The organism is Vibrio aphrogenes, from assembly GCF_002157735.2.
Classification (GTDB): Bacteria; Pseudomonadota; Gammaproteobacteria; order Enterobacterales; family Vibrionaceae; genus Vibrio; species Vibrio aphrogenes.
This window is the reverse complement of sequence record NZ_AP018690.1, coordinates 482,274-497,009: the sequence shown is the minus strand read 5'-3', so window position 1 is coordinate 497,009 and position 14,736 is coordinate 482,274. Positions and strand designations below refer to the sequence as shown.

Sequence of the window (14,736 nt, the reverse complement as noted above, 5' to 3'; positions counted from 1 at the left end):
GTTCTATTTCTTTGTTTCAGTTGAGCGAAGATTAAAAAGGTAAGGAAATAGCTGTTGCTTTTCCTCTGTGGTTAAGCTTTCAACCCGAGCAATGTTGATGTCTGGAATGGCTTCTGGGTTAGGGTAATGTTTTACTGCGCGTTCCATACTTTCTTCACGAATAAGATGAAGCACAGGATATGGCGCGCGGTTGGTTAGATTTTCAGCATCTTCCGGTTGCGCACCTGCAAAGCAGTAATCTGGATGGAAGGTTGCCACTTGAAATACGCCTTCCCAGTTTTCTTGTTTGATCAGCGCATCAATCCAATCTAAGAAGAAATTATAGTTATCAAAATCTTCTAGCATGTTTGGGATCACCACCAGCGTAGTTTCAAGTTCAGAAACCGGGGTGTTCACCAAAGTAGTCAGTTCTTGAAACACATCTTCAAGTAATTGTTCTTCCACGGTTGCTTGAGAGACAAAAATCTTGATTTGTTTGTTACGTTGAGGCTTTGCAGCAAACGGACACAAGTTCAATCCGATCACCACATCAAGTAACCATTGTTCAACTTGAGATTCTATTTCAGTGATGGAAAGAAGGGAGGAAGAGGGCATTGGCATACTCATGTTAGTTATTTATCTGATAACGAATGGGTGAAATCGCAATTTGCGGCAGATTCTAGCATATATCCGTCTCGCAAATTGGATCTTTTTAAAGGTATAATTACCCCAAACTAGGCAGTAAGAGAACCTCATGGCAAAACTAACATTACAAGAACAAATGCTGAAAGCAGGACTGGTTAGCAGCAAAAAATTAGAGAAAGCGAAGAAATCGTCAAAGAAATCTCGTGTACAAGCGCGTGAAGCAAGAGAAGCGGTAGAAGCCAATAAAAAAGCACAACTTGAACGTGATAAGGCATTGAGTGCAGAGCAAAAACAACAAGTTTTGAGCAAAGAATTGAAGGCACAAGTTAAGCAATTGATTGAAATGAACCGCATTGAAATCGCCGACGGTGAGATTGGTTATAACTTTACGGATGGTTCTTTAGTCAAAAAGCTGTATGTAGATAAGCCGACTCAAGACCAACTGACCAAAGGCCGTTTGGCAATTGCCCGTTATTTAGAGGGTTATGCGATCATTCCTGCCAGTGTGGCTGATAAAATTTATCAGCGAGATGAAGACAGTATTGTATTGAATAATGTATTGACTCAAGAAGAGCAAGATGAAGACGATCCGTATGCTGACTTTGTTGTACCAGATGATTTGATGTGGTAATTCACACCATCACGATGAAGATGTAACAACACTATCAGTGTACAAACTTTAACGTACTAGTATTAATCTATAAAAAAGATAGTACGAGCAAAGAGAGTACAAACAAAGATAAGCGGTGGGGCGAGATGGCTCACCGCTTTTTTAATGGATTGAGTCTAGTTTTTGAGACTTTAATAAGCCGAACAAGGCTTGTGTGGCCGTTTCTAAATAACCATATTGCGCCGCTTTACCTAGTACACGAATGCCTTGAATGTGAGTGACAATAAGAGAGACTAAGCCACTAAGATCAGCTTGCGGATGAAGCTGTCCAAGTTTTATTGCATTGCTTAAACAATGAGTGACGCCGTCACTTAAATGCAGCATGAGTTTGTTGCCCACACCTTGTACGGATTGATCGCGTGGGCCATGTTCAAGTAAAGCGTTTTGAATAAAGCAGCCAAATTGTTGTTGTTTTTGTCGCTCAACAAAAGCTAATAAGAAGCTTTCCAGAGTATGAAGATCTGCTTCTGGATAAAATAGCATTTGAGCGGCAGGTTTGCTGGTATGTTCGAAATAATATTCTAACGCTTCTTGGTAAAGGGCGTACTTATCTCCAAAGGCGTTATAAATACTGAAGCGATTAATGCCTAAATGTGCGACGAGATCGGAAATCGAGGTATTGGCATACCCTTGTTGCCAAAAAAGCTGCATAGCTTCAATCAGTTTCTCATCTCTATCAAAATTGCTTTTTCTAGCCATATTTCTCACTTAATTGAAGTTGACCTCGGCCTTTGTCTTTGGTTTTGTTGATTATTTTATTTAACAAATCAACTTAACGGCCTGTTAATCGTTGGGAGGAGTTACCCACAGTGGTCATTCAATGTAGCAAAAACCGTTCACGACTTAAACTAATTGTTGACTGATCGTTTAGTTATTGGTTAGCTTATATCTAAACGAACGTTCAGAAAAGGAAATCAGTCATGAAAATATATGAGTTTGCTACCAACCCAAGTTCTCTTCGTGTGGGGATCTTTCTTAAAGAGATGGGGATTGAAGTGGAAAGGGTGCAGCTTAATGTCCGCGATGGTGAAAACTTAACTCCTGAATACCTTGATAAAAGTGTCAATGGTAAAGTGCCGATGCTAGAGCTAGATGATGGAACCAACATTAGTGAAAGTATTGCAATTTGCCGTTATTTTGCTGAAGCAACCAATAATAAATCTTTGTTTGGTGAAACACCGGCCGAGGCAGGTAAAGTCGAAATGTGGCAACGCATTGTGGAATTAGATGGTTTATATGCGGGCTTCCAAGCATTTCGCAATTTATCGGGCGTATATAGTGACCGTGAACGTTGTGTGCCGGAGTGGGGACAAGAGTCTAAATTACGTGTACAAGAGTTCTTACCAAAGCTCGATAAGCAGTTAAGTCGTCATGCTTTTGTGGCCGGTGACAAACTCAGCGTTGCCGATATTACTGCTTTCTTATTGGTGGGCTTTGTTTGTGAACGTGCTTTAGAGATCAAAGCGTTACAAACGTATCCAAATATTAACGCTTGGTATGAAAAACTTGCGCAGCGTCCAGCCTTTCAATAACCCCTCGATTAAGTTACGTCTGGCAGGCTATTTTTAAACGCTATGGTTAATTTAAATACTCATGGTTAATTTAAAAGCTATGGTTAATTTAAATACTCATGGTTAATTTAAAAGCTATGGTTAATTTAAAAACTATAGTCAAATAGCTTGCCGTTAATGAGCTTAGAGTCGGTTAAGCCTGAAATATGAACGGCTCTTAATAAAACAACGGCGATATTATTTGTTTTTAGATTCCTGCTTGGAGGTAGGATTAGACGCTTGTTGTTTCCATTCGGCTAAAGCTTGTTGCATTTCTTGCTCATTTTTCAAGACCTTACCTAAAGCATCATTCGGTTGTTTCGGTAAGGTTAAGCCACATGAAATCAACGTTGCAGTCAATTGTTCAACCGATAAATGCGGCACATAAAGTAAATCTTCTTGTTTTTCAAAGCGTACATAACCATTAGAAAGGTTAATCGCTTGAGGGACAAAAACCACATGATAACCTTCTTCTGGAACTGGATAAAATTGACCATCTGGCCCCATAAACTTCTCGCCATTTTGAGTTGGAATCATCCAAGTCGGCCCCAAATCAAATACTATTTCTTTCGAATTCTCGCCGGACCAAGAGCGTGCAAAAGCCGGTTTTTTAAACGGAGACTCTTCCGAGGTTAAGGCTTCCATGATTTGCTTGGTGGAGTTATGGATAATGCCAAAGCCAGGAATCCGGTTAATGGTTTTATCTGAGAGCCAAGTATAAAAACGTTGCTGTAAGTGACCATCAAAAATGATTCCGATAATGAGCATTAGCAACAAGGCAGCAAAGAGCCCAAAGCCCCAAATACCACTTAATAATTGATGCCAGCTATCTGGTAGAAAGTACGCCGCCGTTTTATCCATAAAGGTTACGATTGCATTGACCACCCAGCCAGCAAAGACCAAAGGAATGACAAATAACATCCCGATCTTAATTTTCTTGATAAGCAGTTTCTTCATTGAAGGTCATCCTTGATGGAGTGATGATAATCATCTGTTAGTGATAACTTTTTAATATTGTAACGATAATCATCATTAATCATAACTATTTCTTGAACCGTAAGGTTTCCTCTGCCTAAATAGGACGTAGTATTAATCGAAGAATAGAGTACACACTATGTCGCATAGCTTTTTGATTGAATCTTGGGATTTTTCTACCTTTCCTGCCAAAAGAGTGGAACCCACAGAGCCACTTGGTTTGCTTCAAGAGCATCATTGGTATCATTGCCAGCGTGAAGCCAAAGAATTACGCCATTGGCTGTTGGCAAATGATTTTGAAACAGGGGTAGTGGATAGCTTGCTTGCCGATGATACCCGACCTCGATTTGAGTTATTTGAAGATCAGTCATTTTTGCTCATCATGCGAGGCGTTAATCTCAATGAAGGCGCGATGCCAGATGATATGCTTAGTGTTCGTATTTTATGGCACAAAGGCATTTTAATTTCGACACGGAAGATATCTTCAAAAGCGATTACGGAAATTCGTCAAGCACTCGATGAACAACGCGGACCGAAAACCACGGCTCGGTTATTATTGGCGATCATTGATGGGTTAAATCAAAACATTGCACACTTTTTAGATACGGTGGAAGATCAGCTGTTTGAAATTGAAGAAGGCAATGGTAACCATCATGATCTGCATGTCATTCATAAGCGATTACTCAAGTTACGTCGTTTTATGAAACCACAGCGTTATGCGCATGATGATTTTTTGGAAGTCCAGCATCCAGAAATGGAAGATGTTGAATTAAAAATGCGTAACTCATTGGATACGGTGATTCGAATTAATGAATCAATCGATTTTTATCTTGAACAAATTCAACTGATTAAGGCGGACATCGAACAAGACCAAGCGGAAAAAATGAACCGTAACACCTATCTTTTTACGGTGATTGCAGCCATTTTCTTACCGGTAAGTTTTTTAACCGGGTTACTTGGCATTAATATTGGCGGCATCCCTGGGGTCGATAATCCGATGGCCTTTATGGTCTTTTGTGTCGGGCTTGTGGTGACGTTTATTTTTGAGTTTATCTTATTGCGTTGGTTGAAGTTCTTTTAGTGACACGGTCACGATTAGCGATCTCGGAACGGCTGCGTCAGCATCTTGAGCAGCCCTTGTTCTTTCAATGAACGGAATCGATTAATCCCAATTTGCATATTTTGATGTCCTGCTTTGGGTTGCGCTATGTAACTCCCAAAAACACGATCCCATAAGGAAAGACAAAAGCCGTAATTACTATCCGTTTCGTTGCGGTAGACAGAGTGATGAACTCGATGCATATCTGGCGTCACAATGACACTTCTTAACACTTTATCGAGTTGAGGAGCGATCTTGACATTACTGTGATTAAACATGGCGCAGCCATTCAAGATTATTTCAAATAAGAGTACAGCAATCACCGGGATACCTAAGCCGAAAATGATCGTTATTTTCAAAATCATGGATAACCATATCTCAATAAAATGAAAACGTGCACCTGTGGTGACATCAATATCTTGGTCTGCATGATGAACTCGATGTAAGCGCCATAATAGCGGTACTTGGTGGAAAATACGGTGCTGCCAATAAATACACATATCCAATAATATGATGGATAAAATCACTACTGGTAGTTTCGGAAGTGTAAATTGATTCAGTAGCCCGATACTTTGTGATTGAGCGATAGAGGCTGCCATAATCGCGAGGAAAGGTAAGGAGAGTGGTAACAGAAGGCTATTGATGATCACTAAACCTAAATTATTACACCAACGATACCATTTGGGCTGACTGAGCGTTTTTCTGGGGTGAACCGCTTCCCAAGTCGCCATAAGAGCAAAAATGATGAGAAAGACACTCATTCTGAGGATATGTTGAGATTCTAAGAGTAATCCATCCATGATTGTGTTGTTTCCGTAATTATACAGCCAGCCTTGATGAGAGATAAGACGTTAACATGTTCGCAGTGAAATTGCTTTTATAATGATAGAGCTAGCATTCAATAGAATAATCATATCGAATAAGGTAACGCTTTACTTTACCCAGTTTGGCCTTTAGATTAACCAATATTAGTCGGGGAGCCATTAGGCTGAGATCACCAAGGTGAGACCCGTTGAACCTGATCCAATTAACATTGGCGTAGGGAACTAATGTACGTGTCTCCTGGAGAAAGCTTTTCGCTACACGTCTATTACTTCCATGCGCATAAGGAAGTAATATGTCTCATAATAACTCATCCTCTAAGATTCCAAATATTCTTACCATTGCGGGCTCTGATTCTGGTGGTGGAGCAGGTATTCAAGCCGATATAAAAGCAATTTCTGCGACGGGGGGATATGCTTGTTCGGCTATTACCGCTTTAACGGCGCAAAATACACAAGGCGTACAGTCAATCTTTCCAGTATCACCATCATTTGTTGCTGAGCAATTAGACGCGATTTTTAGCGACATGGATATTGCTGCGGTTAAAATCGGCATGTTGAATGATAGCCAGATTATTGAAGTAATCGCACAAAAGCTAAAGCACTATAACTTAATGAATGTTGTGTTAGATCCCGTCATGGTCGCCACTAGTGGAGACCCCCTTATTCAACCCAAAGCCATTGAAACGCTTAAGCAATGTTTAATTCCTTTAGTAGATGTTCTAACTCCTAACTTACCAGAAATTGAATTGTTATTAGGCAGTCAAAAATCGCATACTGAAGCGCAAATGTCGGAGTTAATTGAGAAGGTTCAATCTTGTCCAACATTTAACGATGTCGATGTGTTGTTAAAAGGTGGGCACTTTCAAGGATCACAAAGTACCGATTGGTTGATTCGAGCGCATCAAGTTACCTCGTTTTCTCATCCTCGAATAGTCACTCCAAATACGCATGGTACGGGGTGTTCGTTATCTTCGGCCATCGCTTGTTACTTAGGGCAAGGTGAAAATTTAAATCAAGCGGTTGAAAAGGCCAAAGCCTATCTCTCACAAGCACTACAAGCTTCCGATCAATTAAGTGTTGGCAAAGGTTCTGGCCCCGTTCATCACTTTTATGCTTTTCATTAATCATGACCTTGATTATCGATTTTACCTAGGAGTTACCCATGCATGCGATCATTTCTCAGCGATTACAACAGCTCCGCTACACACAGCCTTTGATTTTGAATGTGACCAACTATGTCGTGATGAATAATACCGCGAATGCCTTACTGGCTATTGGAGCTTCACCCATCATGGCGCATAGTCGTCAAGAAATGGCTGAAATGGTGAATATTGCTAAAGCGGTAGTGATTAACCTTGGCACATTAGACTCACTTTGGGTTGAGCGTATGCGCTTTGCCATTATTCAAGCTAATTTATGCGGTAAACCAGTCATTCTCGATCCTGTCGGATGTGGTGCTAGTCAGTTAAGAACTCAGGTGGCTCAAGAGTTTAGTCAATTAGCCGATAAGCTTATCGTGCGAGCCAATGCTTCCGAAATCATGGCTTTGGCGAATGTAAAAAGCCAAGTCAAGGGTGTCGATGCTTTAGATGCCAGTGAAAAGGCGATACTTGCGGCGCAACATCTCATTGATCATTATGGTGCGCGGCAAGTGGTCATTTCTGGCCAGTTAGATTACGTAGTTACGAACCAGGGCATCCATCAGTTTAACAATGGTCATGAATGGATGCCTAAAATTACGGGGATGGGGTGTACCCATACTGCTTTAACGGGGGCCTTTGCTGCCATAGACCTTGATTGTGCAGGTTTATGCTCCACTGCGATTTTGGGCGTTTGTGGTCAATTAGCCGCTAAACACAGTCAAGGGCCGGGTTCAATGCAGGTCAATATTTTAGATAAACTTTATGGCTTAGATGCCCAAGCAATTGAATATACTTTAGAGAGTGCTATTTATGAGCTTTAATCGCGATTTTAACTACCCATTGTATTTGGTGACGGATGAAGGGACCAGCGGCGAGGCTTTGCAGCGATTAATTCATCAAGCTTTGTTGGGCGGAGTGTCTATCGTGCAAGTTCGCCACAAAAATAATAACGTTCGTCAATTTATCGAAAGGGCACAAATTGTAAAAACCCTCATTGATGCTTTTAATGCTGATTCTTTAGTGGACGTTAAGCAAGCAACGTTGAAAAACAATAAAGTTCCTTTAATTATCAACGATCGTGTCGATGTCGCATTAGCCGTCGAGGCTGATGGCGTGCATCTTGGGCAATCCGATATGCCAGTTGAAATAGCAAGGCGATTGATGGGTAATGATAAAATAGTCGGTCTTACGGTAGAAAGTCCTGAGCAATTACAGGCAGCGCAAACATTGGATGTGGATTATGTAGGCATCAGCACCATTTTTAATACCGCAACTAAACTCGATACCCAATATCAATGGGAAATAGCAGGGCTAAGTAACGCAGTGAAGCAAAGCAATAAGCCACTAGTTGCCATTGGTGGAATTACCGATACCAATATCGCTGAGATTGCTCAGACGGGCGTCCCTAGTATTGCCTTAGTGTCTGCTATTTGTCAGTCCTGCGATCCGACTAAAGCCGCTCAAGAGCTCAAACAGCTCATGCTAAGCCATAAAAGCCTTTAGCCTTTAGCCTTTAAAAGAAGTATTGACGTTCACAAAAGACAGTTAAAACAGGGCACTCAAAAAAATCGATAGTTCAAAATCGTTCCAATCCACGAAATGATGGTCAAGTTTTGTGGGTTGAATCGCCTTTATTGTGGCTTGTTGAATTAATTTTAGCTGAGTTAAGATGAGCGGAGTCGCCTTTCTAATAGTTTTGCGCCCCCTCGATAAACGAAAAGTGACCACAAAATTAAACCACAGCCAATAATCTTTCCAGCAGGCATATCATCACCATAAAATACCACACTCAATGAACTCGCCCAGACAGGTTCTAAAATCATAATAATTGCCGCATTGCCTGATGTCGTTAATTTTTGTCCAATGGTTTGCATTACGTAGCGTAAACTTGTTGCGACTACGGTACTAAGTCCTACCCACAGCCAAGTAATATTGGATATCTCTGTTGGCCATTGTTCCAAAAGTAATGAGGCGATAGAAGCCACCACACCCACTACAAAAAGCTGGATACACGCAAGAACTAAGCTTGGCACGCTTTGCGCATACTTAGCATTAAAGTTGAAATGAAAGGCCAATAACACGGCTGAAATCAGAAACCAAATCTGGCTTGGGGATTGATGGTAGCCATTAGAGAGAGATAAAAACCCTAAACCAAGAATCGCAAAAGGTAATGAAACCCAAAACATACGAATAGGTTTTTGTTTGAAAAGCAACCAGCCTACAAAAGGTGCAAATAACATCGCAAGACTGGAAATAAAAGCGCCTTCCGCCAAGGTGTCGGTAACGGAAATGGCGGTTACCCAAGTCAATAACGCACCAGACATAATAAGGCCAACGCTCGCCGCATTTAAACATTGTTTACTAGTGAGCGTGAGCAGTTGTTTATAACAAAACGGTAAAATGAAACACGAGGCAGCAATAAAGCGTATACCAATGAAAGCAAAAGGGGGAAGACCCGCTATCGATTGCTTGGAAAATATCCAACCTAGACCCGCTAAAATCGTCGTTATAATGAGGAGAATAGTGGCTTTTAATTCTTGATTCATAGTGAAAAACATCTGAATAAAAAGGAAAGGTCAGGGTAGCACGTGAGTGACGATATTGTCGCGATCTTGTTACAGGTTTAGGCGTGTGAATGTATTTTTATGAGCGTAAAAGATGAGTGAAAAAACAAGCCCCCAATGAGCATCGCAATAGAATGTCATCAGGGGCTTATGTTATTAAGAAAGTATTATGCAGAACGTTTTAGTGCTAATTCTATTTCGCCTGCATCTGGGTTATTGAAAGTCTCAATATCCAGTTCATTTTCAGATTTCGCCACAATACAAGTGACCACGCTGTCACCAGTAATATTGACCGCGGTTCGAATCATATCAAGTAAACGGTCAACGCCCATGATCAGTGCAATACCTTCTAAAGGTAGGCCAACTTGATTTAGAACCATCGCCAGCATTATCAGACCAACACCTGGAACCCCAGCTGTACCAACAGAAGCTAATGTCGCCGTTAAAATGACGGTCATGTAATCGCCAAGAGTTAAATCAACATTGAAAGCTTGAGCAATAAACGCCGTCGCAACGCCTTGCATAATGGCGGTACCATCCATGTTGATGGTCGCGCCTAGTGGAACAGTAAACGAGGCAATTTTGTTACTGACACCCAGACGATGTGTGGCTGTTTCCATCGTAATTGGAATCGTCGCATTAGACGATGCGGTAGAAAAGGCAAACATAATCGCGTCTTTCATTTTCTTCCAAAATGCAACTGGGCTTAATCCTGATAAAGCTTTTAGCAATACGCTATAAGTAACGAATGCGTGAATCAAGAGTGCCGCAACTAAAACTAAGAAGTAAGCAGCTAAGTTCGCGATGGCTTCTAATCCTAAACCGGTAAACAGTTTTGCCATTAAGAAGAAGATACCGTAAGGAGCCACTTCCATTAAAATCGTCACTAATTTCATGATGACTTCATTGACGTCAGAAAAGAAATCCGCAATACGTTGCCCCGGTTTACCAGCAAGGCTGACCGCAATACCAAATAATACAGCGAAGACAATCACTTGTAGCGTATTACCCTGAGACATTGCTGCCATTGGGTTGCTTGGGAACATGCCAACAATAACTTGTCCTAAAGATGGGGCACTTTGTGCGCTGAAAGATGCTGCAGAAGTGAGATCAGCACCAGAACCTGGCTTTAAGAAGATCCCCATTACAAGAGCAAGGGTGATCGCTATCGCGGTTGTAGTAATATAAAAGGCCAGTGTTTTACCACCTAGGCGGCCTAGGGTAGTAATGTCTTTTAATGAGCTGGTACCACAGACAAGGGATACAAACACAAGAGGGATCACTAGCATTTTTAAGCTAGCAATAAAGATTTTGCCACCTACATCAAATAAACCATTAACTAAATAGTTATTAATGAATTCATTAGTAGATAAAAAGTTTTGAATGATAAACCCGCATAAAATACCGGCAAACATACCGATAAGGATTTTACTCGTTAGTGAGCGTTTTTTCTTGTTGTTATCGTTCTTCATGAACTTATCTCCATATAAAATACTTTGTACAACCTTCAAAGTGATCAGGAGAGTAGCAGATTTAAATAAAAACGCGGCTTACTTGTAACAAACTATGATTTATTGGTGTGATGGTTGTCACATAAATGCTAACAGTTTGTCATGTTGTAAGTAATATGTTAGCCAGCTTGTATTGGTTGTGTGGCGGGTTGGTTAAAACTATTCTCCTTTATATTGCAAAGTAAATAGTATTTTTTCCTGTTTGAGGGGAGGGTTGGTAATAATTCTTCGAGAATAAATTAGGTTGGAAATGTCACTGACAATTAACAATAAAAGAAAGCCTACTTCAAATGAAGTAGGCTTTCTTTATATGGTGCGTCCGAGTGAACTCGAATCACCGACCCCTACCATGTCAAGACATATATTATTAAAGTTATAACATAAATAAATACTTGCTAACCCTTAGGATTTTATATAAATCAAATATTTACATATATCTAATGATGTCTTTTTAGATGTTAGTCGCAAATAATGAATGGAATTATTAAACAAGTTTGATCAGACATTGTTTGATAAAGTCATTTGGAAAAAATTGGCTCGTTTTTCTAGAGAAGATAACAGAAACTTGTTATATATCAGCAAGGTGTAAGCTAGGGGTGTTAAAATAACATCCCAAAGCAGCCCGAACTTTCGAGCCGGCTTGTTTTTCTGGAGGTTGGTCAATATTATTTTAATGATTATTTAAAATAAAACAGTCGGTTACAGGTTTTTGGGGTGGTAAACCTGACCAGAAAAACAAGCCGGCAGGTTATTAACAATGTTATGTAACATGGAGGTTTAGTGAATATTGCAGTCATATTAGGTACTTCTAAATCTGACGGAAATACCCGAAAATTAGCAGACTCTTTCGTTGAGCAGTCTGGTGCAAAGTTGTTTGATCTAACTAATTTCGACGTTAGTTTTTATGACTATTCGCATGAAAATAAAAACGATGATTTCCTTCCCATAATCCATGAACTACTTAGCTTTGATCATCTGGTGTTCGCTTCTCCTGTGTACTGGTACTCAATGTCAGCTCAGCTAAAAGTCTTTTTTGACCGATTATCTGACCTTTTAACGATTGAAAAGGAATTGGGACGTAAGCTAAAGGGTAAGTCTATTTCAGTTCTATCTACGGGTTACAACTTGGAACTGCCTGATTGTTTCGTACAGCCATTTGAGTTGACAGCTAAGTACATGCAACTTGAGTTCAAAGGCTGCGAATATCTTGCTATACAAACAGAGTCTGATTTAGGTAAAGTTACTGTTAGCGCAGCACAAGCCATTGAAAATGTTACATAACAAAGCGTTCAAGAGGGACAGTCAACGCGTGGCGAATTTGGCTCAAATCTTGGTATTTGTGTTTACGGTGGTAAATTGAAGTTTGGTGGTAGCGCGTTGCTGCCCCTTAACGCGGCGTTATGCCTTTTCCTCAAAAATCGACAAGGAGCGTGATTTTGAAAATAGAAAAAGTAAATAAATCGTATCTTGAAGTTGTAGCTCAACTATTTGATTCATATCGTCAGTTTTACGGGCAAGAGCCTAATTTAGCTGGTTCGAGAGCCTTTATTGAAGACAGACTAAATTGTTCGGACTCTGTCATCTTTCTTGCACTCGGTCATCAAGATAAACCGTTAGGCTTTGTTCAGCTTTATCCATCTTACTCCTCGGTTGCAATGAAGCGTATGTGGTATTTAAATGACTTATTTATCGCTGAGTCGGCAAGGCAGCAGGGGGTTGGTAAAGCGTTGCTACAGCATGTAAAAACTTATGCTTTAGAAACCGATGCCCTTACAGTTAAACTGGCTACAGCAGTTGATAATGAAAATGCCAAAAAATTATATATTTCTGAGGGTTACTCAAAGGTTGCTGCATTTGAGCATTTCACTCAGAAAGTAGTACAGGCATAACAAACGCTTCAAAACGGATTCGCCTCTTAGTTGTTGTGGTTTCAATAAGTTAAGTGAATAAGGTGCAAGCGGATGCTTGGTGATCGGGGCTCACCGTTTAAGTGGGCGTTATGTTTATGGGGCAATCATACGATTTTACCCATACATCTCTCTAAATCTGTTTCATATTGAGTTAAGTCTATGTTTTCTATGTTTTCTATGTATATGATGTGCCATGCTATAAAAATATGTCATAAGTTTAATATGGAGTGATTATGATCAAACTTAGAACAGTTCTTACAGTTTTTTCCTTAAGTGTCGTTTTGGCAGGCTGTAACGGGCAAAAGAGTGCGTCTACAGGTGTTGCGTGTATGGGGCCTGACAATGACAGTTTAGTTGAGGGATTAGGAAAGCAGTGCAAAGCTGGTGACTCGATTGCAACAAAGCATCCAGCACATTTCTGTGACTTTGATTTTGCTATTGCATACAACGATTATAATACTGCTTTTTGCATTTACTCAGGTAAACAAGCTGAAGAACGAACAGTTTTAGCTAACGCAAAATAAACATAACAAAGGATTCCCAACGAATGGTACTTCTCATTCCATCGTTGGGTTTTGTGTTTACGGTGGCATGGTTCAGTTCGGTGGTAGCGTTGCTCACTACTTAACGCGGCGTTATAACTCAGGGAGATATTGGCGATGCCGTCATGGGAACAAGACATAATTCAAGCACTTGAAAATCTAGGTGGAGTTGCCAGTTATGATGACATTTATTCAGAAGTGTCAAAACTAAGAAGTGACCTTCCCAAAACTTGGAAAGCTGTAATTCGCCGTAGAATTCAAGATTTGTCATCAGATTCTGATGGCTTTAAAAACGGTCAAGACCTTTTCTATTCGGTTAATGGCTTAGGTGCAGGAATGTGGGGGCTCAGAAACAAATTATCTTACACCCCTAAAGCAGCAGATTTACCGGCAGGTACCAAAGAACCAGAGCGGGAATATACAGCGACATACCGCGTTTTACGTGATACAAACTTAGCTAGAAAACTAAAGTTACTCCACAACAACTCATGTCAAATTTGTGGCCTTCAAATTCAGCTCCCAAATGACAGATTGTACTCGGAGGCTCACCATATAATTCCATTAGGTGATCCACACAATGGATCTGATACACCAGAAAACATAATTGTTTTATGCCCAAATCATCATGTGATGTGCGACTATGGTGCAATCGAGTTAACACTAAAAGAAATTAAGCAAGTATCAAGTCATCGTATTTCTCAAAAAAGCATCGATTATCATAACAAGGTAATCCGTGAAGCTGAGTTATAACAATGTTAGGCATCACGAGGAATTATGCCAAGATTAGACACAAGGCTTGAGGCTGAGGGCGCGGAATTTTTAGTGCTAGGGCAATTGCTATTAAATAAAATTGCGTCGTATAAAACCTATACGAATATGCCTGGTTATGATTTGGTGGCAACAAATCCCGAGTCAAATAAATCCGCAATGGTGCAGGTGAAAAGTAGGTGGCAAACAGGAGCTAGGGGGTTTCCTATCAAAAACTTTGATTGTGATTTTGTAGTGGTTGTTCTGCTAAATCGAGGCTCTAAAGATGGAAGAAAGGAGGTTTTACCTCCGGTATATTATGTATTTCCTGTCTCTATCGTAGAGCAAGCGCCTCGGACGAAAGATTGGGGAAAAGTAAATCTACGAGACATTCCTAACTATGAGTCATACGAAAATTCATGGGGTTTGGTAAGTGATTTTCTTAGAGTGAAAAATGCCTAACAAAGTTATTAACCTGACATTTTGGGCTACGCTTCGTTCTGAGCATTCGCTTCGCTCATTATTGCACAGTACTACACTCCACCCAAAATGCAGGTTATAACGGCGTTAGCAGTCAA

17 protein-coding genes and 1 riboswitch are annotated in these 14,736 nt (G+C 40.4%); of the genes, 11 read left to right on the top strand and 6 right to left on the bottom strand.

Annotation, left to right across the window (positions count from 1 at the left end; genetic code table 11):
- Positions 1-3: 3 nt before the first annotated feature.
- Entirely contained in the window at positions 4-594 is a 591-nt protein-coding gene (locus VCA1004_RS13495) for a DUF1415 domain-containing protein (RefSeq protein WP_086980961.1), read from the bottom strand.
- Positions 595-733: 139 nt separating this feature from the next.
- On the opposite strand from VCA1004_RS13495, the gene VCA1004_RS13490 reads away from it, so the two are divergent.
- Positions 734-1,255, top strand: a complete 522-nt coding sequence (locus VCA1004_RS13490) for a DUF2058 domain-containing protein (RefSeq protein ID WP_086980960.1) — start codon at positions 734-736, stop codon at positions 1,253-1,255.
- A 141-nt stretch (positions 1,256-1,396) separates the two neighbouring features.
- Here the strand turns inward: VCA1004_RS13490 and VCA1004_RS13485 are convergent, their stop codons facing one another.
- Positions 1,397-1,993, bottom strand: a complete 597-nt coding sequence (locus tag VCA1004_RS13485; RefSeq protein ID WP_086980959.1) for a TetR/AcrR family transcriptional regulator — start codon at positions 1,991-1,993, stop codon at positions 1,397-1,399.
- 221 nt (positions 1,994-2,214) lie between these two features.
- Between VCA1004_RS13485 and VCA1004_RS13480 the strand changes: the two genes are divergently transcribed.
- Positions 2,215-2,826, top strand: a complete 612-nt coding sequence (locus VCA1004_RS13480) for a glutathione S-transferase family protein (protein ID WP_086980958.1) — start codon at positions 2,215-2,217, stop codon at positions 2,824-2,826.
- A gap of 216 nt (positions 2,827-3,042) precedes the next feature.
- Here VCA1004_RS13480 and VCA1004_RS13475 read toward each other — a convergent pair whose 3' ends face one another.
- Positions 3,043-3,801, bottom strand: a complete 759-nt coding sequence (locus VCA1004_RS13475; protein WP_086980957.1) for a DUF502 domain-containing protein — start codon at positions 3,799-3,801, stop codon at positions 3,043-3,045.
- A gap of 157 nt (positions 3,802-3,958) precedes the next feature.
- Here VCA1004_RS13475 and VCA1004_RS13470 point away from each other — a divergent pair, with 157 nt between their 5' ends.
- Positions 3,959-4,900, top strand: a complete 942-nt coding sequence (locus tag VCA1004_RS13470; RefSeq protein ID WP_086980956.1) for a zinc transporter ZntB — start codon at positions 3,959-3,961, stop codon at positions 4,898-4,900.
- A 14-nt stretch (positions 4,901-4,914) separates the two neighbouring features.
- On the opposite strand, the gene VCA1004_RS13465 is transcribed toward VCA1004_RS13470, so the two are convergent.
- The gene (locus tag VCA1004_RS13465; RefSeq protein WP_086980955.1) at positions 4,915-5,718 is read right to left on the bottom strand and encodes a sterol desaturase family protein; all 804 of its coding nucleotides are present in this window, start codon (positions 5,716-5,718) and stop codon (positions 4,915-4,917) included.
- Between the two features lie 163 nt (positions 5,719-5,881).
- Positions 5,882-5,980: riboswitch (TPP riboswitch) on the top strand.
- A 55-nt stretch (positions 5,981-6,035) separates the two neighbouring features.
- Between VCA1004_RS13465 and thiD the strand changes: the two genes are divergently transcribed.
- The 3 genes from thiD to thiE are packed head-to-tail and all read left to right on the top strand — an operon-like array spanning position 6,036 to position 8,387.
- A complete protein-coding gene (thiD, locus tag VCA1004_RS13460) occupies positions 6,036-6,866 on the top strand; it encodes a bifunctional hydroxymethylpyrimidine kinase/phosphomethylpyrimidine kinase (protein WP_086980954.1) in 831 nt (276 codons plus the stop codon).
- Between the two features lie 38 nt (positions 6,867-6,904).
- Complete coding sequence (thiM, locus tag VCA1004_RS13455; RefSeq protein ID WP_086980953.1) at positions 6,905-7,705, top strand: hydroxyethylthiazole kinase; 801 nt, start codon at positions 6,905-6,907, stop codon at positions 7,703-7,705.
- Positions 7,695-8,387: a thiamine phosphate synthase gene (gene thiE / locus VCA1004_RS13450; RefSeq protein ID WP_086980952.1), complete on the top strand. Its 693-nt coding sequence runs from the start codon at positions 7,695-7,697 to the stop codon at positions 8,385-8,387. Before thiM ends, thiE begins: the two co-directional genes overlap by 11 nt.
- A 161-nt stretch (positions 8,388-8,548) precedes the next feature.
- Here the strand turns inward: thiE and VCA1004_RS13445 are convergent, their stop codons facing one another.
- Together VCA1004_RS13445 and VCA1004_RS13440 are read right to left on the bottom strand one after the other, a co-directional pair.
- Positions 8,549-9,430: a DMT family transporter gene (locus tag VCA1004_RS13445; protein WP_086980951.1), complete on the bottom strand. Its 882-nt coding sequence runs from the start codon at positions 9,428-9,430 to the stop codon at positions 8,549-8,551.
- Positions 9,431-9,615: 185 nt separating this feature from the next.
- Positions 9,616-10,920 carry a dicarboxylate/amino acid:cation symporter gene (locus tag VCA1004_RS13440; RefSeq protein WP_086980950.1) on the bottom strand — a complete coding sequence of 435 codons (1,305 nt, stop codon included), beginning with the start codon at positions 10,918-10,920 and terminating at the stop codon, positions 9,616-9,618.
- A gap of 819 nt (positions 10,921-11,739) precedes the next feature.
- Between VCA1004_RS13440 and VCA1004_RS13435 the strand changes: the two genes are divergently transcribed.
- From VCA1004_RS13435 to VCA1004_RS13415, 5 genes are all read left to right on the top strand, one after another.
- Complete coding sequence (locus VCA1004_RS13435) at positions 11,740-12,240, top strand: flavodoxin family protein (protein WP_025818932.1); 501 nt, start codon at positions 11,740-11,742, stop codon at positions 12,238-12,240.
- A gap of 149 nt (positions 12,241-12,389) precedes the next feature.
- Positions 12,390-12,848, top strand: a complete 459-nt coding sequence (locus tag VCA1004_RS13430) for a GNAT family N-acetyltransferase (RefSeq protein ID WP_232012683.1) — start codon at positions 12,390-12,392, stop codon at positions 12,846-12,848.
- Positions 12,849-13,102: 254 nt separating this feature from the next.
- The gene (locus tag VCA1004_RS13425; RefSeq protein ID WP_086980948.1) at positions 13,103-13,393 is read left to right on the top strand and encodes a hypothetical protein; all 291 of its coding nucleotides are present in this window, start codon (positions 13,103-13,105) and stop codon (positions 13,391-13,393) included.
- 135 nt (positions 13,394-13,528) lie between these two features.
- On the top strand, positions 13,529-14,161 hold the full coding sequence (locus VCA1004_RS15240; RefSeq protein WP_179949587.1) for an HNH endonuclease: 633 nt from the start codon (positions 13,529-13,531) through the stop codon (positions 14,159-14,161).
- Positions 14,162-14,185: 24 nt separating this feature from the next.
- Positions 14,186-14,620 carry a hypothetical protein gene (locus VCA1004_RS13415; protein ID WP_086980947.1) on the top strand — a complete coding sequence of 145 codons (435 nt, stop codon included), beginning with the start codon at positions 14,186-14,188 and terminating at the stop codon, positions 14,618-14,620.
- The last annotated feature ends 116 nt before the right edge of the window (positions 14,621-14,736 follow it).

What these genes read in the sequence shown, in the direction of transcription:
- thiE (WP_086980952.1), top strand. Translation starts at nt 7,695, where the DNA reads ATGAGCTTTAATCGCGATTTTAACTACCCATTGTATTTGGTGACGGAT.
- VCA1004_RS13445 (WP_086980951.1), bottom strand. Translation starts at nt 9,430, where the DNA reads ATGAATCAAGAATTAAAAGCCACTATTCTCCTCATTATAACGACGATT.
- thiM (WP_086980953.1), top strand. Translation starts at nt 6,905, where the DNA reads ATGCATGCGATCATTTCTCAGCGATTACAACAGCTCCGCTACACACAG.
- VCA1004_RS13495 (WP_086980961.1), bottom strand. Translation starts at nt 594, where the DNA reads ATGCCCTCTTCCTCCCTTCTTTCCATCACTGAAATAGAATCTCAAGTT.
- VCA1004_RS15240 (WP_179949587.1), top strand. Translation starts at nt 13,529, where the DNA reads ATGCCGTCATGGGAACAAGACATAATTCAAGCACTTGAAAATCTAGGT.
- VCA1004_RS13415 (WP_086980947.1), top strand. Translation starts at nt 14,186, where the DNA reads ATGCCAAGATTAGACACAAGGCTTGAGGCTGAGGGCGCGGAATTTTTA.
- VCA1004_RS13485 (WP_086980959.1), bottom strand. Translation starts at nt 1,993, where the DNA reads ATGGCTAGAAAAAGCAATTTTGATAGAGATGAGAAACTGATTGAAGCT.
- VCA1004_RS13475 (WP_086980957.1), bottom strand. Translation starts at nt 3,801, where the DNA reads ATGAAGAAACTGCTTATCAAGAAAATTAAGATCGGGATGTTATTTGTC.
- VCA1004_RS13470 (WP_086980956.1), top strand. Translation starts at nt 3,959, where the DNA reads ATGTCGCATAGCTTTTTGATTGAATCTTGGGATTTTTCTACCTTTCCT.
- VCA1004_RS13465 (WP_086980955.1), bottom strand. Translation starts at nt 5,718, where the DNA reads ATGGATGGATTACTCTTAGAATCTCAACATATCCTCAGAATGAGTGTC.
- VCA1004_RS13425 (WP_086980948.1), top strand. Translation starts at nt 13,103, where the DNA reads ATGATCAAACTTAGAACAGTTCTTACAGTTTTTTCCTTAAGTGTCGTT.
- VCA1004_RS13440 (WP_086980950.1), bottom strand. Translation starts at nt 10,920, where the DNA reads ATGAAGAACGATAACAACAAGAAAAAACGCTCACTAACGAGTAAAATC.
- thiD (WP_086980954.1), top strand. Translation starts at nt 6,036, where the DNA reads ATGTCTCATAATAACTCATCCTCTAAGATTCCAAATATTCTTACCATT.
- VCA1004_RS13480 (WP_086980958.1), top strand. Translation starts at nt 2,215, where the DNA reads ATGAAAATATATGAGTTTGCTACCAACCCAAGTTCTCTTCGTGTGGGG.
- VCA1004_RS13490 (WP_086980960.1), top strand. Translation starts at nt 734, where the DNA reads ATGGCAAAACTAACATTACAAGAACAAATGCTGAAAGCAGGACTGGTT.